The following is a 25,941-nucleotide window of genomic DNA, read 5'->3' on the forward strand; positions in this document are numbered from 1 at the left end:
ATACGATTCGTAATTCTAATTTAAGCGCGCATATTTAAACGATGGAAAATCACCGTTTAACAACATTTAACTAGCCCTTAACAAGTTTAGCTTACAGGGTTGCTTATTTTTGGTAGTCAAATGAATCGTTCCCTGTATATGGTAAGATTTTTACTCGGCCTCACCTTAACATCTTTTATTGTATCGTGCTCTGATTCTCCAGAAAACGGTTCCTCTGTATTTTTCGGTGGCGAAATTGTAAATCCGACCAGCGATTATGTGGTGCTTTATCACAATGATACTTATGTGGACTCCGTAAAGCTCGATGACAAAAATAGGTTCGCCTTTACTTTGGAAAACATTGATGATGGGCTTTATCATTTTGACCATACCCCGGAACTTCAATATGTATATTTAAGCAAAGGCGACAGTCTTTTGGCAAGATTGAACACCGTTGAGTTTGATGAATCCCTTGTATACTCAGGAAAGGGAAGCGAGATAAACAACTTTTTAATGGAGGTTTTCTTGGAATATGAAAGGGAAAAACCTTTGGTAAAGAGCTATTACGGCCTCGCCCCTGAGATTTTCAGTAAAAAAATTGATTCCTTACATTCACTCAAGGTAAAAATGCTGAACGAGTTGAATGTGGATGGAGAACTTTCTCCGAGCTCGCTCGCCATGGCAAAGGCCTCCGTGGATTACAACACCTATATCAATAAAGAAAAATATCCCTTCTACCACAAAAAGGAAACCGGAGAGGAAACTCTTCATAAGCTTCCGGATTCCTTCTATAGTTTTTGGAAAAACATAGATGTAGATAATAAGGAACTCACCTATTTGAAGCCATATTTTGATTTTATGAAATGGCATGTCGGCAACCTATCCTACATGACCTGCCTGGAAAACTGCTCCGACAATAAAAAACCGGTAAACGATCGCCTGCATTTCAACAACCATAAGCTGGCCCTGGTAGATAGCATAATCGTAGAGGAAGAGCTCAGGAACAATCTATTCAGGAACGTGGCCGTGGACTATTTAATCTGGGAACATCATCCCGATGAGGAATCCATTGCGTTCATCGATAAGTTCAAAACGCTATCCACCAATCCAGAACACAAGGAGGAAATTGACCTGCTGTACAATGGCATCAAAAATTTACAGCCCAATACCGCCGTTCCTGATATCAACGTGAAGGATTTTGGGGACAATTATATTTCTTTGAGAGATTTGGCGAACGATAAGGAAAATACCGTATTCTATTTTTGGACCGCTGCCCAGAAAAAACACTTTATCAACGTAAGCAAGCATATTGCCCTACTGGAAAAGAAACACCCCAATCACAATTTTGTAGGCATCAACCTTAGGACCAGCCACGCTCAGTGGAAACAGCTCATGGAAGAGTATAAACTTGACAAGAGCAAACATTTCTACGGAGAGGATTTTAAACAGCTTCAGATGGCCATGATTATTGACGGACTCAACAAATGCGTTATTGCGAAGGACACTGTTGTGGTCGATGGCTTCGCCAACCTTTACACTTCTTTATAAAAAAAGCCCCGAATTTTCATTCAGGGCCTTTGTATTTCAATTCGGTACCGAGTTTAGGAATTTCCTTTTTTGTAATCTTCCAAAAACTTCGCCAATCCAATATCGGTCAATGGGTGCTTCAACAATCCATCAATGGATGACAATGGTCCTGTCATAACATCTGCCCCAAGTTTGGCACAATCGATCACGTGCATGGTGTGACGGATGGATGCGGCCAATATTTCAGTTTCGAACCCGTAGTTATCGTAGATCAAACGGATCTCGGCGATCAAGTTGAGACCGTCGGTGGAAATATCGTCCAATCTCCCCAAGAAAGGAGATACGTAGGAGGCTCCCGCTTTGGCGGCCAATAACGCCTGACCTGGTGAGAATACCAAAGTACAGTTGGTACGAATGCCCTTATCCGAAAAATATTTCAATGCTTTTACACCATCCTTGATCATAGGGACCTTCACCACAATTTGCTCGTGCAGTTCGGCCAGTTCCTCTCCTTCTTTGACCATTCCATCAAAATCGGTGGCCACTACTTCGGCAGAAACATCGCCATCCACAATATTGCAGATATCCACATAGTGTTTTAAAATATTATCCTTTCCTGTAATACCTTCTTTCGCCATTAGGGAAGGGTTGGTGGTCACGCCATCCAACACGCCCAGTTCTTGGGCTTCCTTAATTTGGTCAAGGTTGGCAGTATCAATAAAAAACTTCATTTCTAAGTATTTATAATGGTTTGCTAATAAGTGTAAAATTACAACTTATAATGGTTGAGGAGCAATTTTTCGTAGACTTTGTCCGGTAAAATCTTCTTTAACCTAAGGGAAAACTTTTGTAAAAATGCCCCGACCGGATTATGCACCCTAGGTTTTCTCTGATTGATGATCCTGTAAACGGCCTCGGCCACTTGGATCGGGTCTCCCCCACTATCTACATCCTCATCTATTCCTTTTAGGGTTTGACCATACTTTTCTTCGTAGGCAGAACCCTTGATCACGGGCGAATGGTACCTGCCCGAAGCTATATTTGTGGCAAAATCACCGGGGGCCACATTGGTTATGGTAATCCCAAAATCCTTGGTTTCCATCCGCAGGGCTTCGGTAATAAGTCCCAAAGCACCTTTGGTGGCTGAGTAGAAACCGCGAAAGGGCAATCCCATATAGCCTGCAATAGAGGTAATGTTGATGATGGCTCCACTTCCCTGCTTGCGCATTTGAGGTAAAACGGCCTTAATTACATGTACGGGACCATGAAAATTGGTATCAAAAACATGGAGAATCTCTTCGTGAGGGGTTTCTTCAATGGGCCCTGTGATGCCCACGCCCGCATTGTTGATCAATACATCCAATCTGCCTTCTTTGGAAATAACATGGGAAACCGCTTTTTGAATGCTCTCTACATGCTTCACATCCAATTGGATAAGCTCAAAATCCTTAAAGTTTGGATAGTTTTTTGGATTGCGGGTTGTACCATAAACGGTAAATCCCTTTTGGGTCAAATAGTTTCCGATGGATTTACCAATACCTGAAGAACCGCCGGTGATCAGTACAATTTTTTTATCCATGATCATCTGATTTTTGGGTACAAAAAAAGGCAAGCTACCTACATCGCACCGCTACGACCACATACCCTTGCTGCGTTCCCGCCCTGGGGGATTCTGCAGGAGCTGGTCGTGTAGGACTTGCCGGTTGCAAATATACGACCTTTTAAATTTGTGACAATCCCAATTCATTCTTAATTTCGGAGTTTTACGATCAACGATTTATGATACAAGCATTACGAACAATGGGCAAACTTTTTTCCATAACCGGCGCACTGCTCTTCTTTTTGGCCTGTGGCGGAAGTGCAGACCCCGCCAAACATTTTTCCATTCAACTGGAAAACAAATCCATACAGCAAAACCAACAAGTGGGTGTCGCACTGAACAATAAAAAGGATATCGAGATCTCGGACCTGCAGTATTATATCGACGGAAAGGAAATGCCCGTTGAAAATGGCAAATTGACCATGGACCTGCCCACATTGGGCAACAAGACCTTGGTCGCCAAATTCAATATCGAGGAACATGTCGTGGAGGTGGAAAAAGATTTTAGGTTGCTGGCGGATGCCGCCCCAGAAGTTTATACGTATGAAATTATAAACAGCTATCCCCACGATACCGGTGCCTACACCCAAGGTTTGGAGTTTCACAACGGCACCTTGTATGAGAGTACAGGTAAAAAGGGTGCCTCAACGGTTCGAAGAGTAAATTTTGAAACCGGCGAAGTGCTTCAGCGAATAGATATGGATGCTTCCGTATTTGGGGAAGGCATCACTATAATGGACGATAAATTGTACCAACTTACGTGGCAGAGCGGTATGGGCTATGTGTACAATATTTCCAATCTGGAAAAAATAAAGAACTTTACCTATGGTAAAAGCCGCGAAGGATGGGGGCTCTGTAATGATGGCAAAAAGATCTTTAAGAGCGACGGCACCGAAAAAATTTGGTTTTTGGATCCAGAAACCTTGGAAGAACAAGGATATATAGAAACGGCCACCAACAAATCCATATTCAACCGTGCCAACGAACTGGAATATGTGAACGGTAAAATATATGCCAATGTATACCAGAAAGAGAGCATGATGATCATTGATGCTTCATCCGGTGCCATTGAAGGGGTCATCAACTTTGGAGGACTAAAGAGCAAAGTGAACAAGGGTCCTGAATGGGACGAGGGAAATTCGGTACTGAACGGAGTGGCCTATCATCCTGAACGGGAAACATTCTTTGTGACAGGTAAAAACTGGGACAAGGTTTTCGAGGTGAAAATCCTTAAAAAGGACTGATGAAGGACTATACCGAAGTTTTTGATGTTGTACCCGAGGATCTGGACGAACTGAACCATGTCAACAACATTAGATATGTGGAATGGATCCAGGATATTTCCAAAAAACACTGGACGAAGGCCACTACCGACGAAATCAGGAAATCGCTCATCTGGGTGGTCCGGAACCATAATATTACCTATCACAAGTCAGCACTATTGGGCGATACCATAAAATTGCACACCTATATCCAGAGCAATCAAGGGCCCATTTCCATACGTGTGGTGGAAATACGGGACAACGCTACGGACGAAATCCTGGTAAAGGCCATCACCGAATGGTGCCTTTTGGATGCAAAATCCCTTCGTCCCAAAAGAGTTCCCAAAGAGGTTGAGGCTATTTTTATGTAGTTCCAAAGCGGTCCACAGCGCCTTAAAACCTGTTTTTTTCTTCTTTGTTGGCCACTTCCCGTGCAGTTCGTCGAATATTGAGCCAAAAATCCAAAAAGCGGAGAGCAAAATTTTGATGCATTCCACACATGTCGTATTATAGTGGTAGACCAAACCAAATTTTAACCAACCAAACACAAACTTACCATTCCTGACACACAATGTTTTTCTTAATTCCGCAGTTCAAAAGCTTTGGCTTTTTTGCGGGTTATGTTCTGTAATTGACCGCCTTGAAAATCTTTGAAAGGGTGGGTAGAAATTTCGTTTTAACGATTTTTTATGGAAAATTGTAAGAAAATAACCCGTTTTAGGAAGAAACCCCTAGTTTTTTTAAGGGAAAACTGCAATGAGATTTTTTTGTGCGTTAGTAACTTGCATTCAGCAAATTGCACATGGAATACACGTACAACATTATCGACTCGAATGCGTCCTCAAAGCTTCAGTTACAGCTTTATTTGGAGGAGTATGAAGATTTGGTATGTGCAGGGGTGGATGTCAACGCTACGGCGGGACTAAATTCCATATTAAAATACAATCCGGACCTGGTGCTGATCAACCTTGGGGAAAATGGCATGGACTACTTCCAAATGGTGATGGAACTCAACCAATACATGCAGAGCCTTCCCCTAATAATAGGTTATGCCAAATCAAAAAAGTATGCCTACAATGCCATTAAGAGCGGCTTTTTTGATTATTGGATCTTGCCGCACAATGAATTTGATATCAGAAAAACCATACTGCGGTTAAGAAAACTGCACCCCAAACAGGATTCCCCGTCCACCATTTGCCTTAAATCCTACAAGGATTATCGCTATTTGGACACCAAGAACATTCTTTACCTGAAATCCGACAACAACACCACCGATTTTTTTATGAAAGATGGTAGTGTGATCAGTGCATTCAAGACATTAAAGTCATTCGAGGGAAAATTGCCCAAGGATTTTATCCGCGTGCACCAGAGCTACATTCTCAACAGCAGGTATGTTTCCCGTATCAATTATGGCAAGTCCATTTGTAGCCTCAACTGTGGAGAGGAAGAGGAACTGCCCTTTTCCAAAACCTATAAGGACAAGATCGACCAGCTGAAAGAAAAGCTCTCCAAAACGGCCACAAAGGCACTTAATTAGCAAAATTCTTGCAGATTTCCGTAAAATTCTTGCAGATAGGGTACGTACACTAACCCCTCTCCAAAAAAACGCCCAACATCCGAAATGCCTGATACTTTAGCAGTATAAACCTAATATTTATACTTAACACCCCCTATTATGAAAAAAGTACTTAGCATTTTCGCTTTAGCATTATTGACCACTGGATTCTACTCCTGTGAAACCGAGACCGATGTACAAGACACAGAGGCCATGTTCCAACAACTGCAATTGGACGAGAGCGCAACTGATGGTGAAATCATCAATCCTGATGACCGTGGAGACGATTAACAGGTTATACAAATAAGTCTTTAATGAAAGAAATTTTACAGAATAGCACCTTATATGTTCTTCTATTTTTTTGTTTATTCTTAGGCCATGGAGATGAAATAAGGATACCTAAAGAATCTGAAAATTATAAGAAATCAAATGGCTTCTCATCATCAAAAAAACCTGATTTTGAACAAAGAATACGGTTAGGAATTGACAACAAAATATTGAATAGGTTGGACGACAGCTTTAATGACCAGCGTGTTCTGTAGAAACTCCATATAACAGAGCCTCAAATTTCAACGAATTTGGGGCTTTTTTGTTAACTTGGTTATACATTAACCATTATTATTTTGAAGAACAGAGCCTACATATTTATTCTTATGCTTCTATGGGGATGTACAAAGCAGAACAAGCACAATGAATCCATTTCCAATCCCCAAATAGATTCGATTCAGCAATTGGTCAATTTGGTGAAAACAGCAAAGGAATTGTCTATTGAGGACCAAATTACCTACTTAAAAATTGCCGAAACCCAATTGAATGGTATTGAAAATGATTCCATTCAATTAGATGAATTGTCCAAAATATCCTTGGCCTATAAAAGAATCGGGGATTCCATAGGGTTTCGAAAATCCAATGCGGTATTGCGTGATAACTCGAAGGAAAAAAAGCTGAACCAAACATTGGGATACTCCAATTGGGATTTAGCTGCTTTTCTGCAATCCAATGGTGTTTTGGACAGTGCATTCTACTATTACAATAAGGCTTTGGATAACTTTGAGCAATTACCTGTAGATTCCACTTCTAAATCCTTAAAAGCAAGAATGTTATATAATATGTCCAGAATACAGGATTCTTATAAGGATTATTTGGGAGGTGAAATCAGCACTACCACCGCCATAGAAATCTTTGATGATCTGGGCGACGATTACAGGCTCTATAATTGTTACAATGTGTTGGGTGTTTTGGCCAGCGGTATGGGAGACCCAAAAAAAGCTAGGGAATCCTACGAGAAAGCCAGAGAATACCTAAACAAATCCAATGTTTCCAATAAAACACAACTGGGTTGGTTGAACCAAAACAATATTGCAAGTATATATTTGAACAGTGAAGATTTTGAAAAGGCAAAAGAAGCCTATTCGGTCTTACTCACTGACAAAGACTTGGAAGAAAAATCACCAGGCATCTATGAAAAAGCACTTGGAAGTCTGGCTTATTCTTTTTTAAAAGCTGATGGTAACATTGAAAAGGCCGAAGAGCTTATCGATGAAGCTTTTGAGGTCAATTCCGAATCAGGAGATTTACAGGATAGGGCCCGGCTCAATTATTTCTATTCTGAAATTTTGGCCGCCAAAGGCGATACCACTAAGGCCATTGCACAGGCGAAAGAGTCTTACGCCATTGCTACGGAAACCTATAACAACGACCGCTCTCTGGATGCGCTACGTTTGCTGAACACATTGGACCCCAAAAATTCGAACAACTATTTTAGCGAATACTACCAGCTCAATGAGGCCATCAAAGAAGAAGAACGCACCAAAAGGGACAAATTTGCTCGAATCCGAATGGAAACGGACGATATTATCGAGGAAAACCAGATCTTAATGAAGGAAAAGGAATTGTGGGCGGGTGCCTTTTTGCTCATCATCCTGTTTAGTATCACGGCCATGGTCATCATTTCCCTATATGTGAGCAACAACCGTTTAAAATTCAAACAAAAGCAGCAGGAGAGCAATCAAGAAATTTACAACCTCATGCTCTCCCAGCAAGGTAAGTTTGAAGAAGGCAAGCAATTGGAGCAAAAGCGTATCTCGGAGGAACTTCATGATGGTATCCTGGGCGAGATGCTGGGCATCCGTTTGATATTGGGAGGGCTCAACGAACGTGAAGACCAAGCCTCCGTGGAACAACGGGCGACCCTCATTGAAAAACTCAGGGATGTTGAAGAGGAAATACGCACCATTTCCCATGAACTGAACCATTCGTCCTATGAAAAATTTCATAATTTTATCGTATCGCTGGAAAATATGATCGACGGCATCCAAAAATCCTCAGGTATTTCCTGCACCTTTACCTACGACAGCAAGGTGCCTTGGGACAACCTGTTGGGCGATATAAAGATCAATGCCTACCGTATCATTCAAGAAGCACTTAAAAACTGTGTGAAACACGCAAAGAGCAAAAATGTATCCATTTCGTTCCAAACCATGGATGACAAATTGAAACTTATTATTCAAGACGATGGTGTAGGATTTGACACCTCTAGAAAAAAGAAAGGTATCGGCCTTAAAAATATTATATCCAGGGTCAAAAAAATAAAGGGCGCTTTGGATATAACGAGCCAGCTAGGAAAAGGGACCGCTATAAACGTGACCATTCCCGCCAAGTACGTGGAAGCCAAAATTCCCGAAGAAACAAATGTTTTAAATGCTTAATCCCCCAAACATACTAATAGAACCTACAATGAAAACACTGAGAATACTCGCAATTGATGATCATGAGATGACCATGCTCGGGTACAAGTTCATACTCGAGGGCATGAAGTTCGATGACCACAATATAATTGTGGACACAGCCACCTCGTATGAGGCCGGAAAAAAACTTATAGAGGATTCCGTCAACACCTTTGCCTACGATATTTTGTTCTTGGACGTGCAATTGTTTGCACCGAACGAGGATCAACCGTATACCGGGGAGGACCTAGGATTGCTCGCCAGAAAAATTGTACCGGAAAGCAAAATAGTTTTCATGTCCTCTTTTAGTGATAATTTTAGGATCAACAGTATTTTAAAATCAGTGGATCCCGATGGGTATTTGGTAAAAACGGACATTGACCCCAAAACCTTGGAAGATGCGGTGAAGACCATAATGACCGACCCGCCCTATTATTCCTCCAAGGCACTTGGGGCCATCAGAAAAAAGATGGCCAACGATATTGAGATTGACGAAAAGGACAAACAAATACTCTATCATCTTTCCAAGGGAACCAAAAACAAGGACCTAGAGAAATTCATAAGGCTTTCCCCCTCCTCCATCGAGAACAGAAAACGACATTTGAAAACCTTGTTCGGAACAGAAAACGAGAACGATCTTGCCTTGATATTGGCCGCAAAGAATAGGGGCTTTATTTAGGCGAAACACTTTGGGAAATACTTCAACATTCCTTTTGTAGGCTTTTTAAACCAATTGAATCCTACAAATCCTACAAACAAGGGAAAAACCCCAGAATTTTTAAGGGTAAACTACAATGCTGTCCAAAAGATTCGTCCTAACTTTATGTTGAAAGAAAATTAGAATTCAATAAACATGGCGTTCTCGGATGAATACAATAGTAAACGAAACCCTCGAGGCCCAAAAGTTTTTGAGGCCACAGAGGGTTTGGACGATTTCCTTAAAGCTTTGGAAAGATATTTTTTTGCCACCGCCAAGCTGCGTTGCAAACAAGATATCATAGAAAATAGGCTAAATTTGATCGTAGAGCTTGATTTCAATTTTGGAATAGCCGATTGTCTCAGACATTTTAACAATGGAGATTGGAGCAGTGATGGTTTTACCCAAGAAAGCGGAGAAGACATTTCACTGTCCGTGACCAACGCTTTGGACAGCTTGAACGAAAAAAGTACCTACCCCGCCGATATTATGGAAATATCGATGCATTTTACGGATACATCGATCATAATTTCCAGACTGTACCACAAAAGTATTTCGGAGCACATCGGCAATATATTAACGACGCTAAGCCGACACTTCATTTATTTCACCAAAGGATTGACCGAAATGCCCTATGAGATATTTGTGCCCGTTTTTGAGGACATATCCTTGGAAATAAGCTCCGTCAAAATCAATACAAACTATAGTTACTTTAATTATTGGGGACTTTATTTTGACAAAGGCCCAGAGCACGAAGCATTGATCTATTCACTTGAAAAGAAGAAATTATACGAAGAGAATATTTTTCTCTTGGAATAACTTACCCCCTAGCAATTACTAAGCACTGAACAGAGGTCGCGATTTCATCAAATCGTTGACCTTTTGTTTTATTTGGGCCACTTTGTCCTGGTTCTCGGGATCGGTGATGATCTCATCGATAAAACCAACAATCGTCTCCATGTCGCTCTCTTTTAGACCCCGTGTAGTTATCGCAGAGGTCCCAAAACGTATCCCGGAAGTGATGAAAGGCGATTTGTCATCAAAAGGGACCATGTTTTTATTGGCCGTGATATCCGCTTGCTCCAACACCTTTTCGGCATCTTTACCGGTAATGTCCTTGTTCCGCAGATCGATCAACATCATGTGGTTGTCCGTTCCACCGGAAATTACTTTGTAATCCCTATCCATAAAAGCCTTGGCCATAGCTTCGGCGTTCTTTTTCACCTGAACCATATAATGAAGAAAATCATCGGAAAGCGCCTCGCCAAAAGCAACCGCCTTGGCCGCAATAATATGCTCCAATGGACCTCCTTGGTTTCCTGGGAATACAGCCAAATCCAAAAGGGCGGACATTTTCCGCAAGTTTCCGTTCTTCAGTTTGATACCGAACGGGTTATCAAAATCCTCTCCCATCAAAATCAATCCACCGCGTGGGCCACGTAGCGTCTTGTGGGTAGTAGTGGTAACAATATGGCAATGTGGTATGGGATCGCTCAAAATTCCTTTGGCAATCAACCCAGATGGATGCGAAATATCCGCCAACAAAATCGCTCCGACACTATCGGCAATCTCGCGAAAACGTTTAAAATCCATATCCCTGGAATATGCAGAAGCACCCGCAATGATCAATTTGGGTTTTTCCTTGTCCGCAATCTCTTGGATTTTATCATAGTTCAACAAACCTGTTTCCTCATCCACTCCATAAAAAACGGGATTGTACAATTTTCCGGAGAAATTCACGGGCGAACCGTGCGTCAAGTGTCCCCCATGCGATAAATCGAAACCTAAAATTTTATCTCCCGCGTTAAGACAGGCATGATAAACGGAAGCATTGGCCTGAGAACCCGAATGTGGCTGAACGTTGGCATAAACTGCCCCAAAAAGTTCCTTGGCACGGTCTATCGCCAATTGTTCCACTTGGTCCACCACTTCGCAACCTCCATAATAGCGCTTCCCTGGGTATCCCTCAGCGTATTTATTGGTAAGAACAGAGCCGGCGGCTTCCATTACTTGTGGACTTACAAAATTCTCGGAAGCTATCAATTCTATCCCGTGAGTCTGTCTTTCCTTTTCTTGCGCTATCAGTTCAAAAACTTTATGGTCTCGTTGCATTTGCCCTTTGTTTGATTTAAGGGTGTAAAATTACAAATTGAACATGGATTTATCCGTAAAAAAAAGGAAGTACCCTTGAATTTTATCAAACAGAAATTAACAATTATGTGAAAAACAAAACCTTTGGAAGACCAATATATATCTAGGCTTTACGAAGAAATATACTAGCAGACTTTCTTTTTCGTTTATAGATTGTGGATTTTTGGCACAGCTATTGAATTCCCAAATACAACCAATAAAGTTGACCAGTATGAAAAAACTTTTACTCTTAACCGCGATTTTAGTCTTTGCCGCATGTGGCGGTGTCAAAAAGACGCAGGAAGCCATTAACACAGGAAATTATTCGGCCGCAATGAACAAGGCCATAAAAAACCTGGCAGAAAACAAGACCAAGAAAGGGCATCAGGAATACATTATCCTTTTGGAAGAAGCATTTGCCAAAAATACCGCTAGGGAACAGCAGGAAATTGCTTTTCTTCAAAATGATGGGAACCCGGCCAACTTGGAGACCATCTACAACAAATACCTGCAGCTAAAACAAATCCAACAACGGATCAGGCCATTGCTGCCATTGTACATTAACGATGAACGAAGAAACGCCGAGTTCAATTTTGTGGACTACGACAACAGCATTTTGAACACTAAGGATGATCTTTCCGAACATCTGTACCAAAACGCTTCCAATCTGTTGGCATCGGCCAAATACAAAGCGGATTACAGAGCTGCCTATGATGATCTGAAATATTTACAGGAAATAAATCCGGGGTATAGGGAAACAGTATCCAAAATGGATGAAGCCTATAATAAAGGACTGGAATTCGTAAGGGTGGATATCTCCAACCAAACACAGCAGATCATTCCAGAGCGTTTGGAATCCGAACTTTTGGATTTTAATGCCTTTGGCATCGATAATTTTTGGCTGCAATACCATACCAGTCCATTGGCCAATGTAAAATATGATTACGCGATGAACCTTGATTTTATGGAAATCAACGTGTCGCCGGAAAGGATCAACGAAACACAAGTGATCAAGGAAAGACAGATCAAAGATGGCTGGGAATATCTTTTGGACCAAGAAGGCAATGTGGTAAAGGACAGTTTAGGCAATAAGATAAAAATTGACAAAATGCGCACGGTAACCTGTAAATTGTTTCAGTTTACACAGACCAAAACCGCACAAATCGGCGCTAAGGTTAGTTTCACGGATTTACGGAACGGGCAGGTAATCAACTCCTACCCTTTATCCAGTGAGTTCTTGTTCGAACATATTTTCGCCAATTACCAAGGTGATAAAAGAGCTTTGGAAGACGATTTAATGTTGTACCTGAACGCAAGGGAAGTACCTTTCCCTTCCAACGAACAAATGGTCTACGATGCAGGTGAGGACCTTAAACTTCGGCTGAAGAGCATCGTCTCAAAATATCAATTTAACTAAAAGATTGTGTCACATCGAGCTTAGTCGAGAACTTAAAACATCTCGACTGCGCTCGAACTGACATGAACTTCTTTTTTTTATAAATACTTTGTAAAGTCCATTTCCGAAATGGCCCCGTGCGAAGTGTGAAAAACCACCTCCCCGTTTTTGATTACCAATAATTGGGGTGACTCGTGCCTAACCTCAAATTTATCCGCTATGGTGTTGGACACATCCCTGTGGTTCTGTATCGTTAAAAAATATAGGTCAACATCCGTTTCCATATCAAAAGAATCGGTGAACATACCCAAAACCATCCTACTGATTCCACAAGTACTGGAATGCTTGTAGATGACTTGGGATTTGTTTTTTGATTTTTTCACGATTTCCTCCAATTGGGCAACGGATTCCAATGTAATCCAAGGCAATGCTTTCTTTTCCTTTTTCTCTTTCTTTCCGAAGACGCTGTCAAATATTCCCATAATACAAATTTACAGGATAAGTCGGGAGCGACCAAAAAGCTTACAACTGACGAAATGTCTTGCTATTGTTGGTTTTTCAAGACATTTTGACCGTAAACCTGTATTGGTAGGATTGTTGACATTCCTTTAGAAAAACAACAGCAATGAACTTTAATAATTTTACCATAAAATCACAGGAAGCCATTCAAAGGGCCCAGCAATTGGCCCAAGAATTTGGGCATCAACAAATAGAAAACGAACACTTGTTCAAGGCCATCGCCGAGGTCGATGAAAACGTGCTGCCTTTCATTTTGAAAAAATTGAACGTCAATACCAATCTCATCAACCAAATATTGGACAAGGAACTGCAGAGCTTTTCAAAAGTATCGGGAGGGGAAATCATGCTTTCCAGAGAAGCTGGAAAAACCGTCAACGAAGCGAGCATCGTGGCCAAAAACATGGGCGATGAATACGTTTCCGTTGAACACCTATTATTGGCCATTTTCAAATCCAAAAGTAAAATCGCCCAAATCCTAAAGGATCAGGGAGTGACCGAAAAAGATTTGAAAGCAGCCATTGAAGAACTACGCAAAGGCGGTAAGGTGACTTCACAAAGCGCAGAGGAAACCTATAACTCCTTGGATAAATATGCGAATAACCTCAACCAAATGGCCGATAGTGGCAAATTGGACCCCGTAATCGGTCGGGACGAGGAAATCCGTAGGGTTTTGCAGATTTTGTCCAGACGCACCAAGAACAACCCCATGTTGGTGGGTGAACCTGGTGTGGGTAAAACCGCTATTGCCGAAGGCTTGGCACATCGAATCATTCAAGGGGATGTACCCGAAAACCTGAAGGATAAAGTCATTTATTCTTTGGATATGGGTGCGCTTATCGCAGGGGCAAAATACAAAGGTGAGTTCGAGGAACGCTTGAAAGCCGTAATCAAAGAGGTAACCTCATCGGATGGAAACATTGTGCTCTTTATTGATGAGATCCACACCTTGGTGGGTGCAGGTGGCGGACAAGGGGCGATGGATGCCGCAAACATCCTGAAGCCTGCTTTGGCCCGTGGCGAATTGAGGGCCATTGGTGCCACTACATTGGACGAGTACCAAAAATATTTTGAAAAGGATAAAGCCTTGGAGCGTCGATTCCAAAAAGTGATGGTGGACGAGCCCGATACCGAGAGTGCCATTTCCATCCTTAGGGGAATCAAGGAAAAATATGAGGCACACCATAAGGTCCGCATCAAGGACGAAGCTGTAATTGGTGCCGTGGAGTTATCACAACGCTATATTACCAATAGATTCTTGCCAGACAAGGCCATTGACCTTATGGATGAGGCCGCTTCCAAACTTCGCATGGAAATCAACTCCAAACCCGAGGAATTGGATGTGCTCGACCGTAGGATAATGCAGTTGGAGATTGAGTTGGAGGCCATCAAAAGGGAAAACGACACTTCCAAATTGAAAACGTTGAATTTGGATCTCGCCAATCTTAAAGAAGAACGTAACGAGATATTTGCCAAATGGGAAAGTGAAAAAACCGTGGTGGACAACATCCAAAAAACAAAAGAGGACATTGAAAACTATAAGCTTGAAGCAGAACGTGCCGAGCGAAACGGCGATTACGGAAAAGTGGCCGAATTGCGCTACGGCAAAATAAAAGAGGCCCAAGAACGATTGGAAAAACTTCAAGATGAGTTGGCAGAGCAGCAAACTGCGGGCACTTTGATCAAAGAGGAAGTCACTTATGAGGACATTGCCGAAGTGGTTGCCAAGTGGACAGGCATTCCCGTGAACAAGATGATGCAGAGCGAACGGGAAAAACTCCTGAAACTGGAAGATGTACTGCACAAACGCGTAGTAGGTCAAGATGAGGCGATTATCGCGGTATCCGATGCCATCCGAAGAAGCAGGGCGGGATTGCAGGACGCCAAAAAGCCCATCGGTTCGTTCCTATTCTTGGGTACAACTGGTGTAGGTAAGACCGAGCTGGCCAAAACCTTGGCCGCCTATCTGTTCGATGATGAAAATGCCATCACACGGATAGATATGAGCGAATACCAAGAGCGCCACTCCGTAAGCCGATTGGTAGGTGCGCCTCCAGGATATGTGGGTTATGATGAGGGAGGTCAGTTGACCGAAGCCGTGAGAAGGAAACCCTATTCCGTCATCTTGTTGGATGAGATTGAAAAAGCACATCCTGATACCTTCAACATACTGTTACAGGTGTTGGACGAAGGTAGGTTGACCGATAACAAAGGTCGCGTAGCGGATTTCAAGAATTCCATCATTATTATGACGAGTAATATGGGAAGCCACATCATTCAGGAGAAGTTTGAAGATGCCGTAGATGTGGAAAGTGCTTCCGAGGCAGCAAGGGTAGAAGTGCTGGGATTGCTTCGCAAAACCATCAGGCCCGAGTTCCTCAACCGTATTGATGACATCATCATGTTTGCACCATTGAGCAAATCGGACATCAAGGATATTGTGGGATTGCAATTGGAAAACTTGAAGAAAATGTTGGGCAAGCAAAACATTACCCTCGATGCGACCGAAGAAGCCATTGCCTACTTGGCCGCAAAAGGTTTCGACCCTCAATATGGTGCTCGACCTGTTAAACGATTGATTCAGAAAGAGGTCTTGAACAACCTTTCCAAAGAGTTGTTGTCAGGAAAAATAACCTCCGATAGCATAGTGCTCTTGGATTCCTTTGACGATCAATTGGTGTTCAGAAATCAAGATGAATTGGTAGAATAATTCTCCAAATAAATTTCAGTCATGAAATCCCCTCCCCTAACTTCTCGGGAGGGGATTTTTATTTATATCATATTTTATTGTCAAAATTTTAGAAATCTACAACTTTTGAATGCCATTACATTTAAATCCTTATTTTAGCTCAAAACCATATCCTAAATATGCCACTGATCATTGCCGTCCTAGGTATTTTACTGCTCTTCTTGCTTATCGCAAAATTTAAACTCAATGCATTTCTGTCCTTTATCATCGTTTGCCTGTTCGTTGGTATTTTCCAAGGGATGGAACTGGCAAATTTGGTGCAATCCATTCAACGGGGAATAGGAAACACATTGGGCTTTCTGGTACTTATTCTAGGGCTCGGGGCCATGTTGGGAAAATTGGTGGCTGATAGCGGCGCCGCTCAACAGATTACCACGCAATTGGTCAACAAATTTGGCGTGAAACACGTGCAATGGGCCATGGTGGTCACTGGTTTTATTGTAGGTATCCCGATGTTCTATTCGGTAGGCTTCGTTATTTTGATACCTCTGGTCTTTACCGTAGCTTTTTCAACGGGATTGCCCTTGCTTTATGTGGGATTGCCCATGCTTACCTCTTTATCTGTAACGCATGGCTACCTTCCTCCCCACCCCGCTCCAACGGCCATTGCCGCCATGTTCAATGCGGATATTGGCAAAACATTGATGTACGGCCTTATCGTTGCCGTACCAGCAATAATAGTAGCGGGACCCTTGTTTGCCCGTACCATAAAAAAAATTGAGGCAAAACCATTAAAAGAGTTTTACAATGCCGAGCCCATACCCCAGGAACAGTTGCCATCGACCGCAACAAGTATTTTAACCGCCCTGTCCCCAATCATCTTTATCGGCGTCGGTATTGCTGCCGAGCAATTTTTGGAAGAAGGCGTAATCAGAAATATACTCACCTTTATAGGTAATCCCGTGATAGCTTTGCTGATTTCGGTACTTATTGCCATCTACTCACTTGGGCTGGCCAAGGGCAAGGAAATGAGCACCATTATGGATTCCCTGTCCACTTCCGTTTCCAGTATCACCATGATTCTTTTGATCATTGCTGGAGCTGGGGCATTAAAGGAAGTTTTGATAGACAGTCAAGTAAGCGAATATATTGCCGATAGCTTAAAAGGTTCCAGTATTTCACCTTTGGTACTGGCCTGGCTCATTGCCACCGCCATACGCGTTAGTGTAGGGTCGGCCACCGTTGCAGGACTTACTGCCGCAGGCATTGTACTTCCGCTGGCTTCGGGCACGGGAACAAGTCCAGAGTTAATGGTTTTGGCCATCGGCTCAGGAAGTTTAATGCTTTCCCACGTCAACGATACAGGCTTCTGGATGTTCAAGGAATATTTTAACCTATCAGTGAAAGAAACCCTTTCCACTTGGACCGTTATGGAAACCTTGGTGGGCATTATGGGACTCTTGGGCGTTTTGGCCATCAATAGTATAATCTAACAATAAAACTCATGGAATCACCATCAAAAAGAATGGAGGCATTGAACCTCCAATTACCTCCTGCCCCGCCACCTGCGGGCGTGTATCGACCTGTTTTAGTGGTCGGTAATTTTCTGTACGTATCGGGTCAAGGGCCCGTTAATTTGGATGGCTCCCTAATAACTGGGCGTGCTGGGGACGACCTTGATGAAGATCAGGCCAAACTGGCGGCTCGTCAGGTGGGATTGACCATGCTATCCACGATTACGACACACTTTGGAAGCTTGGACAAAATCAAAAGAATGGTAAAAGTATTGGGCATGGTGAATTGCACCCCCGACTTTGGCAAACAACCCTACGTGATCAATGGTTTTAGTGAATTGATGGCCGATATTTTTGGAGAAGAGAACGGAATCGGAGCGCGAAGTGCGGTCGGTATGATGCTTCCAGGAAATATTGCCGTAGAAATTGAAGCTATTTTTGAACTTCACCAATAATACCCCTCATGTTTATATTTGATGCCCATCTCGACCTTTCCATGAACGCAATGGAATGGAACAGGGACCTTACCCTTCCAGTTGCCGAAATACGTGAACGTGAACAGGGAATGACGGACAAACCAGACCGTGGCAAGAATACCGTTTCCTTGCCCGCTATGCGAAAAGGCAACATTGGCCTCTGCATGGCCACCCAAATTGCACGTTTTGTAAAAAAAGGTAGTTCCTTACCTGGTTGGCATTCACAGCATCAAGCTTGGGCTCAGACGCAAGGGCAACTGGCATGGTACAAAACCATGGAAGCGGCAGGTGAAATGGTTCAAATCAGGGACATTGAAGGCTTGGAATCCCACCTCAAACTCTGGAAGAGCGATGCACCGAAAAAACCTATCGGATATATTTTAAGTTTGGAAGGGGCGGACTCCATCGTAGATTTGAGCTATTTGGAAAAATCCTACGAATCAGGCCTCAGAGCTATCGGTCCAGCTCATTACGGTCCTGGGATTTACGCTCATGGCACCGATTCGGTGGGAGGAATAGGTCAAAAAGGAAAAGATTTGCTCAAAAAAGTGGAGGAACTCAATATTATCTTGGATGCCACCCACCTTTGCGATAAAAGCTTTTGGGAAACCATGGATGTCTACAATGGACCTGTTTGGGCCAGCCACAATAATTGCAGAGAATTGGTGGACCATAATCGCCAGTTTTCCGATGAACAGATCAAAGAGCTTATTAGCAGGGACGCTGTAATCGGCGTTGCATTGGATGCCTGGATGATGGTTCCGAATTGGGTACGTGGTAAGTCCACTCCAAAAGAAATGAACGTAACCTTAGAAATCGCGGTGGATAATATAGATCACATATGCCAGTTGGCAGGGAATACCGACCATGTTGGTATTGGAACCGACCTGGACGGTGCCTTCGGGAAAGAACAGAGCCCATATGACCTGGACACGATTGCCGACCTTCAAAAAATTCCAGATCTATTGACGAAGAGAGGTTACACAAGCTTGGATATTGAAAAAATTATGAACCAGAATTTCATCAACTTTCTTAAAAAAGTTTGGTCTTAGACAATAAGCTAACCACAAAAAAGCCAGAAACATGTTAAAATATAGGCTTTCGGCGGCTTAAATACCAAACAGTATTTGATTTTTTATATCTTAGTTTCGACCAACAGCAACCTATCCCATGTCCAAGAAAGCAGAACGAACCACCGCTTATATTATTGAAACCGTAGCGCCCATATTCAATAAGCACGGCTATATAGGTACAAGCATGAGCGACCTTACCGAGGCCACAGGGCTTACCAAAGGGGCCATATATGGCAATTTTGAAAATAAAGAGGCACTGGCGCTATCGGCTTTTGAACACAATCGGAACATGTTGTTGCAAGCAGTTGATGATAAACTTAGCACTGGAACCGAAGCGTTGGCCAGGTTGTATTCCCTATTGAATTTTTACAAGCAGTACGACGTTTTTACCCTTCCCATGGGTGGATGCCCACTGTTGAACGTGGGAGTGGATGCCCAGGGCAACAACAAGCTTTTGGCCGCGGCCGTAAAAGAAACCATTAAGGATATTGAAGGAAAAATTGCCCTTATCTTGGAAAACGGCGCCAAACAGAACGAAATTAAACTTCCCGTCCCCCCGCTACAATTTGCAAAGCAACTGTTTACCATGGTTCAGGGTGCGGTGGCCATGAGCACCATGACCCAAGACCGAAAGTATTTGGTCAACACCATTACGTATCTGGAGTTTTTGGTAAAGCAGGAGCTGAAAAAGTAAAGCACCCTATCCAGCTTTTAAAATTTAAACCGTTTGTCATTCCGACAGAGTGAAGCGACGAGGAGTCTCCCATCATTGAATTTGAGAAGAGATTTCTCACCAGATTAGAAATGACATTATACCCTAAGAATCAATTGCCCTTCACCCTAAATATCCACGTTGTATCCGCATACTTGCCAAAAAACTTACTGTCTCGGGCTTTTCTGGCCTCATCCATGGTATCGTATCTTTCCAGATACACATAATTATACTTGTTCAAGCTCCTATAAAAAGATTTCGGTTCCATACCTTTTTCACGAAGTGTCCTCATGAAATTGTCGAAGTACTTTTTGGTACCGTACACATTGGCAATCAGATAAAAGCCAGGTTCCAGACCGTCCTCATTTTCAACTTCCTCATATCTTTCATTGGGCTTCACCTCTACTGTCTGATTTTGTAGGCGCTCAATACTATCCTTCTTTCTTTGTAGTTCCATTTGCTCTTTGAGGCGTTGTACCTCTGCCAAGGAATCCTTCTCTCGTTCTATCCGTTTTCTGGCTTCAAGCTCCCTTTGTTCCTGCTCCAATCTTTGTCTCTCGACCTCTTCTTCAAGCGTATTCGATTCTTCAATCTTCTTTTTCTTCGGTTTTGTTTTTCCAAAATGATAGGAGGCCAATATTTCTATGGAGGGTTCTTCCTCGCTCAAGGAACTATCGGTTCCAAATTCCATCAGCCCTCCAATAGAAAAAGAATTCGCAATGGTAACACCTAAACCCCCTGACGGGCCATAAAAACTATTATAACCGCCCTGCACCCAGAACTTTGAAGTGGAGAACAATCCGTTTAGTCCAAATTGGGTATCGGCATTGGGCACCGTTTTGACATAGAGTAACGGGCGAATATAGCTCGCGCCAAGACCTGGGGAAAGTTCAACCGGAAAATCATTGCTCAATGTACCCGTAATGCTCTGAAAGTTGCCCACACTGCCGCTATCGTTTCCTGAAATATTGAATCCGATGGCATTTTCAAAAGCTATCCCAGCACTGAATCTATCTATCAACAACCGCAGCCCGGGGGAAAATTGAACCTTAAGCCCCTCCAAATCCTCCAATGCAATGGGGTCCAGCTGATCATCTGGAACATATTGCTCATCCGCCACTGTTTGTTGATAGACGAATGTATTCAAGCCCGCCATCAACTTGATTCCCTCATCAAGTTCAAAGCTTTGGGAAAAATTCAAATTGCCCCCTGTAAACAAAAATATGCCCGTATTGTGCTGTAAAAATCCGATTGATGCCCCCGATGAAGTATTGAATTGATGCGTATAATTGGCAAAAATGGTCGTCGGGTCCCCATCAATAGTTTGCCATTGCCAACGTGTCCATACCGATAGGGAGTTCGGATTGTTCCAATCCAAAGCGTATGTGGGATTGAACAAACTTGCATTATATTGTGTCAACGAATGCTGCCTGAAATCGGACGGCAATACGGATTCTTGGGCCATGCCCCATGTGCAAATTGCTAATCCACAGAAAAAAACCAAAAACTTTGGCATACGAGAAAATGAAAATTAAACGTTACTTTTAAACTGATTAACAAAAATACACGGGAACTTTGAATAGAACTATGCGAACCATCAAACCTTTAATTGCCCTTGCAGTTTTACTCCTTGGAAGTATCGGCTGCAAAAAAGATACGAAAATTGGGGAATATCCCATTGTTTCCACCTTCTATTTTATCCGACATGCCGAAAAGGACAGGACGGACCCCGAAAATCCAGATCCGGAACTCAACCAAAATGGACTGGACAGAGCTATACGCTGGGCAGAGGTTTTTGACCCGATTCCTTTGGATATGGTATACTCTACCAATTACGAGCGCACTTCAATGACCGCTGCACCAACATCCATAAAAAAAGATATCGACATTGTTTACTACGACCCAAATTCTCTCGACATTGAAGAGTTTAAGGCAACCAATGAAGGCAAAAATGTGTTGGTCGTTGGACACAGCAATACCACGCCCATGTTGGTGAACAAAATGATCGACATGGAAAAGTACAGTCCAATGGACGATACGGACAACAGCAGTCTTTTTATTGTCAGGATCATTGATGGAGTCCCCACGGATATCCGCTTAAAAATGGACTAAATTATTCCACTACAATATTTTTGAGCTCAATTTTGCTCAAGAGCTCCAATTCTCCTTTGTCATACAATTGACCAATCTCTAAGATGTCAGTGCCATCTTTTTTGGGCTTATAGTTTTCATAATCCACAAATCGGATACCATTTACGTAGCGTTCGTTATACGCTTTTCTGAAACGTTGCCCACCTCCGTTCACATGAAAGTCATACGCTAAATAATCAGGTTTAAATGATTCTATATCAAACCAATACAAATAAGTGTCCTCAAAATCGTCACCACCGCCCTGTTGGTCAAACGTTACCTTTACTTTGTAATATTCTTTGTTTTTGATAGTCTCCTTGCCCAAAAGTTCTTTGTTGACGGCTGCATCGTTCAATCCATAGGGCAACCGCACAAAATAATGCACCGAATTGATGGAGTTGGCGTATTTCACCGCCATGGTATCGTGGACCATCACCAAGGAATCGTTCATATAACGTTCAAAATCGTCTCCTCGTTTCACATCAATAATGGTAGTGGAGTCCAAATCTGAGATTCGTTTATACACACGTTGCCCATCCATATTTTCAGAAACATATCCTTTGTCCCTAAAATCAAAAGTCACTTTATGATCGTCAAAACGTTTTCCTCCGCTATCGGTAATGGAATTATCCACGATTTGCTGCACTGTCAATTCTTTTTTGGGTTCTTGCTTGCATGAGATGACAAAGACAAGCATCAGGGGGATTAAAATTCTTTTCATGAGTTGGTTTTAGTAGTTATTCGTAAAATCTAGTGTAACATTACAATATTCTTGGCAAAGAGTTTATATTTTTGTCCACGATGCAGAAAAATATCAACATAAAAAATAGAAGGGCCCGATTCGATTACGAAATTTTGGACACCTATATGGCAGGTATTGTTTTAGGTGGTACCGAAATAAAATCACTCCGAGAGGGCAAGGCTTCCATTTCCCAAAGTTTTTGTGAGTTTAATGACAAAGGGGAACTGTTCGTCGTCAACATGCAGATTGATGAATACAGCCACGCAAGTCACTTCAATCATGCTCCAAAGGCAGTACGTAAATTGTTACTGAACAAGCGGGAACTAAAAAAGCTCCATAAAGAAGTGGCCACCACAGGGCTCACCATTGTCCCCCTGAAGGTTTTTATAAATGATAGAGGTATCGCCAAAATGAACATTGGCCTGGCCAAGGGTAAAAAGTTGTACGACAAACGGGAAACCATTAAAAGCCGTGATAGCAAACGGAACTTGGACCGAATCAAAAAAAGTTTCAACAACTAGTTCTTGTCTTCCAACAAGGGAACAAAACGGAACGAACCGAATTCCTTCTTTTCAAATTCCTTTTCGGACTTTCGTACGAACAACGTCATGATTTGTTCATCCACCCCTACGGGAATTACCAACTTTCCCCCTACTTTTAATTGGGACATTAGCGCTCTGGGTACTTCGGGTGCGCCAGCCGTCACGATAATACCATCAAATGGAGCCTCTTCGGGCAATCCTTTGTAACCGTCACCAAAAATCATTTTTTTTGGGCGATAATGCATTTTATTGAAGAACAATCGGGTTGTTTTGAACAGTTCCAATTGCCGTTCAATGGTGTACACCTTGGCCCGTAAATGCAATAAAACTGCTGTTTGATAGCCACTGCCCGTCCCAATCTCCAAAATTTTGGCATTGGGCTTCACCTCCAACAATTCTGTTTGAAAAGCCACGGTATAGGGCTGCGAAATGGTCTGGTCGGCACCTATTGGGAACGCCTTATCCTGATAGGCATGGTCTTCAAAACCACTATCCAGAAACAAATGTCTTGGTATGGTTTTAATGGCTTCGAGCACCTTTTTGTCCGTAACACCCTTGGCAGCGACTATTTCTGCCAAGTTGTTGCGCATTCCCCTATGTTTTAGCGTATCCTTCATGGTCTCTGGTCTGGTGCACGAATTTAAAAAGTTCCCAAAAATATCACCGCAGTATACTACAATTTTTTATGGAAACTGCCCTCATATCCGTATTTTTGACGAAAACAGGTATTATGCTAAAAGTTGGTGTCCTGGGAGCAGGACATTTAGGAAAAATACACCTAAGGCTCTTAAACCAATCGGATAAATACGAACTCGTTGGATTCTACGATCCTGATGAGATCAATGCAAAAAAAGTAGCGGCAGAATTTGGATACACCCACTACGATAACATCAACAATTTGATGGATGCCGTGGACGTTGTCGACATTGTAACACCCACCTTGTCCCATTTTGATTGTGCCAAAAAGGCCATCGAAAAAGGCAAACACATCTTCATAGAAAAACCCATTACCAATACGCTGGAAGAAGCGGAGCAATTATTGGAATTGTCCAAAAAACATGGTGTAAAAGGCCAAGTTGGACATGTGGAGCGCTTTAACCCTGCATTTTTGGCGGTAAAGAACAAAATTGAGAACCCCATGTTCATCGAAACGCATCGTCTGGCGGAATTTAATCCCCGCGGAACCGATGTACCCGTGGTCTTGGATTTGATGATACACGACATCGATGCCATATTGAGCGTTGTTCCTTCGGAAGTGGATAAAATCAATGCGAGCGGGGTCTCCGTGATAAGTCAGTCTCCAGATATCGCCAACGCGCGCATACAGTTCAAAAATGGTTGCGTGGCCAACCTTACCGCCAGCAGAATCTCTTTGAAAAATATGCGAAAGTCCCGCTTCTTTCAGCGTGATGCCTATATCTCGGTGGATTTCTTGGAGAAAAAAGTGGAAGTGGTAAAGATGAAGGACGCTCCAGAAAAGCCTGGGGATTTTGATATGATCCTTCAAAATGCGGAAGGCGAGAAAAAGCAGATCTATTTTGAAAACCCTGAAATAGACGTCAACAACGCCATTTTGGACGAGTTGGAAACCTTTGCAGATGCCATCAACAACGATACTACCCCAATCGTAAGTTTGGAACAAGGCACCAACGCCCTACGCGTGGCCCTTCAGATAATAGAATCTTTTGATCAATAATCGTTGTCCTTCTCTAATTTTTTCGAACTGACAACAGTTTTAAATACTATACTATGGAACAAATAGCAGTAATCGGTGCTGGAACCATGGGTAACGGAATTGCCCATGTTTTTGCCCAAAACGGATATAAAGTAAATCTAGTGGATATTTCTCAGGCCTCTTTGGACAAAGGAATGGCGACCATTACCAAGAATTTAGACCGAATGATTTCCAAAGAAGTCATTGATGGGGCCAAAAAGGAAGCTACGTTGTCCAATATTACCACCTATACCAACCTTGAAGAAGGTGTTTCTGATTCAGATTTAGTGGTTGAAGCCGCAACAGAGAACTTGGACATCAAACTGAAGATTTTCAAGGACTTGGACGAAGTCTGCAAAGCAGAAGCCATTTTGGCCACCAATACCTCCTCTATTTCTATCACGCAGATTGGAGCCGCCACCAATCGTCCCGAAAAAGTGATTGGAATGCACTTTATGAACCCCGTACCCATCATGAAGTTGGTGGAGATCATTCGTGGGTACAGCACATCGGACGAGGTCACGGAAACCATCATGGGGCTTTCCAAAAAATTGGGGAAAACCCCGACCGAGGTAAACGATTACCCAGGATTTGTGGCCAATCGTATTTTGATGCCGATGATCAACGAATCCATAGAAACCTTGTACAATGGCGTTGCTGGCGTTGAAGAAATCGATACCGTAATGAAATTGGGCATGGCACACCCCATGGGTCCGCTCCAATTGGCCGATTTTATTGGGTTGGATGTATGCCTTTCCATTTTAAATGTGATGTACGATGGATTCAAAAACCCTAAATACGCTCCGTGCCCCCTACTCGTCAATATGGTTATGGCAGGTAAATTGGGCGTGAAATCGGGCGAAGGTTTTTACGATTATTCCGAATCCAGAAAAGCGGAAAACGTTTCCGCACAATTCAAATAGGATTCAAAGGACGTGGTCGTCATTCCGACAAAGCATGC

At 42.6% G+C, this 25,941-nt stretch carries 26 protein-coding genes and 1 other RNA gene; 19 read left to right on the plus strand and 8 right to left on the minus strand.

Going from position 1 to position 25,941, the window contains the following annotated elements:
- Positions 1–138 precede the first annotated feature (138 nt).
- Positions 139–1,527 carry a TlpA family protein disulfide reductase gene (locus SD449_RS03360; RefSeq protein ID WP_318308734.1) on the plus strand — a complete coding sequence of 463 codons (1,389 nt, stop codon included), beginning with the start codon at positions 139–141 and terminating at the stop codon, positions 1,525–1,527.
- A 53-nt stretch (positions 1,528–1,580) separates the two neighbouring features.
- On the opposite strand, the gene fsa is transcribed toward SD449_RS03360, so the two are convergent.
- The 3 genes from fsa to ffs form a co-directional block, all read right to left on the minus strand.
- A complete protein-coding gene (gene fsa / locus SD449_RS03365; protein WP_318308735.1) occupies positions 1,581–2,237 on the minus strand; it encodes a fructose-6-phosphate aldolase in 657 nt (218 codons plus the stop codon).
- Between the two features lie 38 nt (positions 2,238–2,275).
- Positions 2,276–3,085: an SDR family oxidoreductase gene (locus SD449_RS03370; protein WP_318308736.1), complete on the minus strand. Its 810-nt coding sequence runs from the start codon at positions 3,083–3,085 to the stop codon at positions 2,276–2,278.
- 24 nt (positions 3,086–3,109) lie between these two features.
- An RNA gene (ffs, locus tag SD449_RS03375) (signal recognition particle sRNA small type) lies at positions 3,110–3,208 on the minus strand.
- A 98-nt stretch (positions 3,209–3,306) separates the two neighbouring features.
- Between ffs and SD449_RS03380 the strand changes: the two genes are divergently transcribed.
- The 8 genes from SD449_RS03380 to SD449_RS03415 all read left to right on the plus strand — a co-directional run bounded on the left by SD449_RS03380 (position 3,307) and on the right by SD449_RS03415 (position 10,165).
- Positions 3,307–4,350: a glutaminyl-peptide cyclotransferase gene (locus tag SD449_RS03380; RefSeq protein ID WP_318308737.1), complete on the plus strand. Its 1,044-nt coding sequence runs from the start codon at positions 3,307–3,309 to the stop codon at positions 4,348–4,350.
- Positions 4,350–4,739, plus strand: coding sequence for an acyl-CoA thioesterase (locus SD449_RS03385; RefSeq protein ID WP_318308738.1), 390 nt, complete (start codon positions 4,350–4,352; stop codon positions 4,737–4,739). Before SD449_RS03380 ends, SD449_RS03385 begins: the two co-directional genes overlap by 1 nt.
- Before the next feature lie 431 nt (positions 4,740–5,170).
- The gene (locus tag SD449_RS03390; protein ID WP_318308739.1) at positions 5,171–5,905 is read left to right on the plus strand and encodes a LytR/AlgR family response regulator transcription factor; all 735 of its coding nucleotides are present in this window, start codon (positions 5,171–5,173) and stop codon (positions 5,903–5,905) included.
- A 138-nt stretch (positions 5,906–6,043) separates the two neighbouring features.
- Positions 6,044–6,214: a hypothetical protein gene (locus tag SD449_RS03395; protein WP_318308740.1), complete on the plus strand. Its 171-nt coding sequence runs from the start codon at positions 6,044–6,046 to the stop codon at positions 6,212–6,214.
- A 23-nt stretch (positions 6,215–6,237) separates the two neighbouring features.
- Positions 6,238–6,465, plus strand: a complete 228-nt coding sequence (locus SD449_RS03400) for a hypothetical protein (RefSeq protein ID WP_318308741.1) — start codon at positions 6,238–6,240, stop codon at positions 6,463–6,465.
- An 81-nt stretch (positions 6,466–6,546) separates the two neighbouring features.
- Positions 6,547–8,631, plus strand: a complete 2,085-nt coding sequence (locus SD449_RS03405; RefSeq protein WP_318308743.1) for a tetratricopeptide repeat-containing sensor histidine kinase — start codon at positions 6,547–6,549, stop codon at positions 8,629–8,631.
- 28 nt (positions 8,632–8,659) lie between these two features.
- Complete coding sequence (locus SD449_RS03410; RefSeq protein WP_318308745.1) at positions 8,660–9,328, plus strand: response regulator; 669 nt, start codon at positions 8,660–8,662, stop codon at positions 9,326–9,328.
- A 174-nt stretch (positions 9,329–9,502) separates the two neighbouring features.
- Positions 9,503–10,165 (plus strand): hypothetical protein, encoded by a 663-nt coding sequence (locus SD449_RS03415; RefSeq protein WP_318308747.1) that lies wholly within the window; start codon positions 9,503–9,505, stop codon positions 10,163–10,165.
- 18 nt (positions 10,166–10,183) lie between these two features.
- On the opposite strand, the gene glyA is transcribed toward SD449_RS03415, so the two are convergent.
- Positions 10,184–11,458, minus strand: a complete 1,275-nt coding sequence (glyA, locus tag SD449_RS03420; protein ID WP_318308748.1) for a serine hydroxymethyltransferase — start codon at positions 11,456–11,458, stop codon at positions 10,184–10,186.
- A 250-nt stretch (positions 11,459–11,708) separates the two neighbouring features.
- On the opposite strand from glyA, the gene SD449_RS03425 reads away from it, so the two are divergent.
- Positions 11,709–12,893, plus strand: a complete 1,185-nt coding sequence (locus tag SD449_RS03425; RefSeq protein ID WP_318308749.1) for a hypothetical protein — start codon at positions 11,709–11,711, stop codon at positions 12,891–12,893.
- Positions 12,894–12,970: 77 nt separating this feature from the next.
- Here the strand turns inward: SD449_RS03425 and ytxJ are convergent, their stop codons facing one another.
- Positions 12,971–13,354, minus strand: coding sequence for a bacillithiol system redox-active protein YtxJ (ytxJ, locus tag SD449_RS03430; RefSeq protein WP_207033206.1), 384 nt, complete (start codon positions 13,352–13,354; stop codon positions 12,971–12,973).
- Positions 13,355–13,497: 143 nt separating this feature from the next.
- Here ytxJ and clpB point away from each other — a divergent pair, with 143 nt between their 5' ends.
- The 5 genes from clpB (at position 13,498) to SD449_RS03455 (ending at position 19,834) form a co-directional block, all read left to right on the plus strand.
- The gene (gene clpB, locus SD449_RS03435; RefSeq protein ID WP_207033205.1) at positions 13,498–16,098 is read left to right on the plus strand and encodes an ATP-dependent chaperone ClpB; all 2,601 of its coding nucleotides are present in this window, start codon (positions 13,498–13,500) and stop codon (positions 16,096–16,098) included.
- A 158-nt stretch (positions 16,099–16,256) separates the two neighbouring features.
- Complete coding sequence (locus tag SD449_RS03440; RefSeq protein ID WP_318308752.1) at positions 16,257–17,570, plus strand: gluconate:H+ symporter; 1,314 nt, start codon at positions 16,257–16,259, stop codon at positions 17,568–17,570.
- An 11-nt stretch (positions 17,571–17,581) separates the two neighbouring features.
- A complete protein-coding gene (locus SD449_RS03445; protein WP_318308753.1) occupies positions 17,582–18,046 on the plus strand; it encodes a RidA family protein in 465 nt (154 codons plus the stop codon).
- Positions 18,047–18,054: 8 nt separating this feature from the next.
- Entirely contained in the window at positions 18,055–19,119 is a 1,065-nt protein-coding gene (locus tag SD449_RS03450; protein WP_318308755.1) for a dipeptidase, read from the plus strand.
- A gap of 118 nt (positions 19,120–19,237) precedes the next feature.
- Positions 19,238–19,834 carry a TetR/AcrR family transcriptional regulator gene (locus SD449_RS03455; RefSeq protein ID WP_318308757.1) on the plus strand — a complete coding sequence of 199 codons (597 nt, stop codon included), beginning with the start codon at positions 19,238–19,240 and terminating at the stop codon, positions 19,832–19,834.
- A 130-nt stretch (positions 19,835–19,964) separates the two neighbouring features.
- Here SD449_RS03455 and SD449_RS03460 read toward each other — a convergent pair whose 3' ends face one another.
- The gene (locus SD449_RS03460) at positions 19,965–21,368 is read right to left on the minus strand and encodes a PorP/SprF family type IX secretion system membrane protein (RefSeq protein WP_318308759.1); all 1,404 of its coding nucleotides are present in this window, start codon (positions 21,366–21,368) and stop codon (positions 19,965–19,967) included.
- Positions 21,369–21,439: 71 nt separating this feature from the next.
- On the opposite strand from SD449_RS03460, the gene SD449_RS03465 reads away from it, so the two are divergent.
- Positions 21,440–21,964: a SixA phosphatase family protein gene (locus SD449_RS03465; protein ID WP_318308760.1), complete on the plus strand. Its 525-nt coding sequence runs from the start codon at positions 21,440–21,442 to the stop codon at positions 21,962–21,964.
- 1 nt (position 21,965) lies between these two features.
- Here the strand turns inward: SD449_RS03465 and SD449_RS03470 are convergent, their stop codons facing one another.
- Positions 21,966–22,703, minus strand: coding sequence for a DUF6503 family protein (locus SD449_RS03470; protein ID WP_318308761.1), 738 nt, complete (start codon positions 22,701–22,703; stop codon positions 21,966–21,968).
- Between the two features lie 80 nt (positions 22,704–22,783).
- On the opposite strand from SD449_RS03470, the gene smpB reads away from it, so the two are divergent.
- Positions 22,784–23,245 carry an SsrA-binding protein SmpB gene (gene smpB / locus SD449_RS03475; protein WP_318308762.1) on the plus strand — a complete coding sequence of 154 codons (462 nt, stop codon included), beginning with the start codon at positions 22,784–22,786 and terminating at the stop codon, positions 23,243–23,245.
- Here the strand turns inward: smpB and SD449_RS03480 are convergent.
- Positions 23,242–23,883, minus strand: coding sequence for a protein-L-isoaspartate(D-aspartate) O-methyltransferase (locus SD449_RS03480; RefSeq protein ID WP_318308764.1), 642 nt, complete (start codon positions 23,881–23,883; stop codon positions 23,242–23,244). The genes smpB and SD449_RS03480 overlap by 4 nt on opposite strands.
- A 113-nt stretch (positions 23,884–23,996) precedes the next feature.
- On the opposite strand from SD449_RS03480, the gene SD449_RS03485 reads away from it, so the two are divergent.
- Both SD449_RS03485 and SD449_RS03490 read left to right on the plus strand, forming a co-directional pair.
- Positions 23,997–24,962, plus strand: coding sequence for a Gfo/Idh/MocA family protein (locus SD449_RS03485; protein ID WP_207033334.1), 966 nt, complete (start codon positions 23,997–23,999; stop codon positions 24,960–24,962).
- 53 nt (positions 24,963–25,015) lie between these two features.
- A complete protein-coding gene (locus tag SD449_RS03490; protein WP_318308767.1) occupies positions 25,016–25,903 on the plus strand; it encodes a 3-hydroxyacyl-CoA dehydrogenase family protein in 888 nt (295 codons plus the stop codon).
- Positions 25,904–25,941: the final 38 nt, after the last annotated feature.

Source organism: Flagellimonas crocea, assembly GCF_033441595.1.
Classification (GTDB): domain Bacteria; phylum Bacteroidota; class Bacteroidia; order Flavobacteriales; family Flavobacteriaceae; genus Flagellimonas; species Flagellimonas crocea.

Coding starts and splice junctions, on each gene's coding strand:
- SD449_RS03360 (WP_318308734.1), top strand. CDS start 139: ATGGTAAGATTTTTACTCGGCCTCACCTTAACATCTTTTATTGTATCG.
- fsa (WP_318308735.1), bottom strand. CDS start 2,237: ATGAAGTTTTTTATTGATACTGCCAACCTTGACCAAATTAAGGAAGCC.
- SD449_RS03370 (WP_318308736.1), bottom strand. CDS start 3,085: ATGGATAAAAAAATTGTACTGATCACCGGCGGTTCTTCAGGTATTGGT.
- SD449_RS03380 (WP_318308737.1), top strand. CDS start 3,307: ATGGGCAAACTTTTTTCCATAACCGGCGCACTGCTCTTCTTTTTGGCC.
- SD449_RS03385 (WP_318308738.1), top strand. CDS start 4,350: ATGAAGGACTATACCGAAGTTTTTGATGTTGTACCCGAGGATCTGGAC.
- SD449_RS03390 (WP_318308739.1), top strand. CDS start 5,171: ATGGAATACACGTACAACATTATCGACTCGAATGCGTCCTCAAAGCTT.
- SD449_RS03395 (WP_318308740.1), top strand. CDS start 6,044: ATGAAAAAAGTACTTAGCATTTTCGCTTTAGCATTATTGACCACTGGA.
- SD449_RS03400 (WP_318308741.1), top strand. CDS start 6,238: ATGAAAGAAATTTTACAGAATAGCACCTTATATGTTCTTCTATTTTTT.
- SD449_RS03410 (WP_318308745.1), top strand. CDS start 8,660: ATGAAAACACTGAGAATACTCGCAATTGATGATCATGAGATGACCATG.
- SD449_RS03415 (WP_318308747.1), top strand. CDS start 9,503: ATGGCGTTCTCGGATGAATACAATAGTAAACGAAACCCTCGAGGCCCA.
- glyA (WP_318308748.1), bottom strand. CDS start 11,458: ATGCAACGAGACCATAAAGTTTTTGAACTGATAGCGCAAGAAAAGGAA.
- SD449_RS03425 (WP_318308749.1), top strand. CDS start 11,709: ATGAAAAAACTTTTACTCTTAACCGCGATTTTAGTCTTTGCCGCATGT.
- ytxJ (WP_207033206.1), bottom strand. CDS start 13,354: ATGGGAATATTTGACAGCGTCTTCGGAAAGAAAGAGAAAAAGGAAAAG.
- clpB (WP_207033205.1), top strand. CDS start 13,498: ATGAACTTTAATAATTTTACCATAAAATCACAGGAAGCCATTCAAAGG.
- SD449_RS03440 (WP_318308752.1), top strand. CDS start 16,257: ATGCCACTGATCATTGCCGTCCTAGGTATTTTACTGCTCTTCTTGCTT.
- SD449_RS03445 (WP_318308753.1), top strand. CDS start 17,582: ATGGAATCACCATCAAAAAGAATGGAGGCATTGAACCTCCAATTACCT.
- SD449_RS03450 (WP_318308755.1), top strand. CDS start 18,055: ATGTTTATATTTGATGCCCATCTCGACCTTTCCATGAACGCAATGGAA.
- SD449_RS03455 (WP_318308757.1), top strand. CDS start 19,238: ATGTCCAAGAAAGCAGAACGAACCACCGCTTATATTATTGAAACCGTA.
- SD449_RS03460 (WP_318308759.1), bottom strand. CDS start 21,368: ATGCCAAAGTTTTTGGTTTTTTTCTGTGGATTAGCAATTTGCACATGG.
- SD449_RS03465 (WP_318308760.1), top strand. CDS start 21,440: ATGCGAACCATCAAACCTTTAATTGCCCTTGCAGTTTTACTCCTTGGA.
- SD449_RS03470 (WP_318308761.1), bottom strand. CDS start 22,703: ATGAAAAGAATTTTAATCCCCCTGATGCTTGTCTTTGTCATCTCATGC.
- smpB (WP_318308762.1), top strand. CDS start 22,784: ATGCAGAAAAATATCAACATAAAAAATAGAAGGGCCCGATTCGATTAC.
- SD449_RS03480 (WP_318308764.1), bottom strand. CDS start 23,883: ATGAAGGATACGCTAAAACATAGGGGAATGCGCAACAACTTGGCAGAA.
- SD449_RS03485 (WP_207033334.1), top strand. CDS start 23,997: ATGCTAAAAGTTGGTGTCCTGGGAGCAGGACATTTAGGAAAAATACAC.
- SD449_RS03490 (WP_318308767.1), top strand. CDS start 25,016: ATGGAACAAATAGCAGTAATCGGTGCTGGAACCATGGGTAACGGAATT.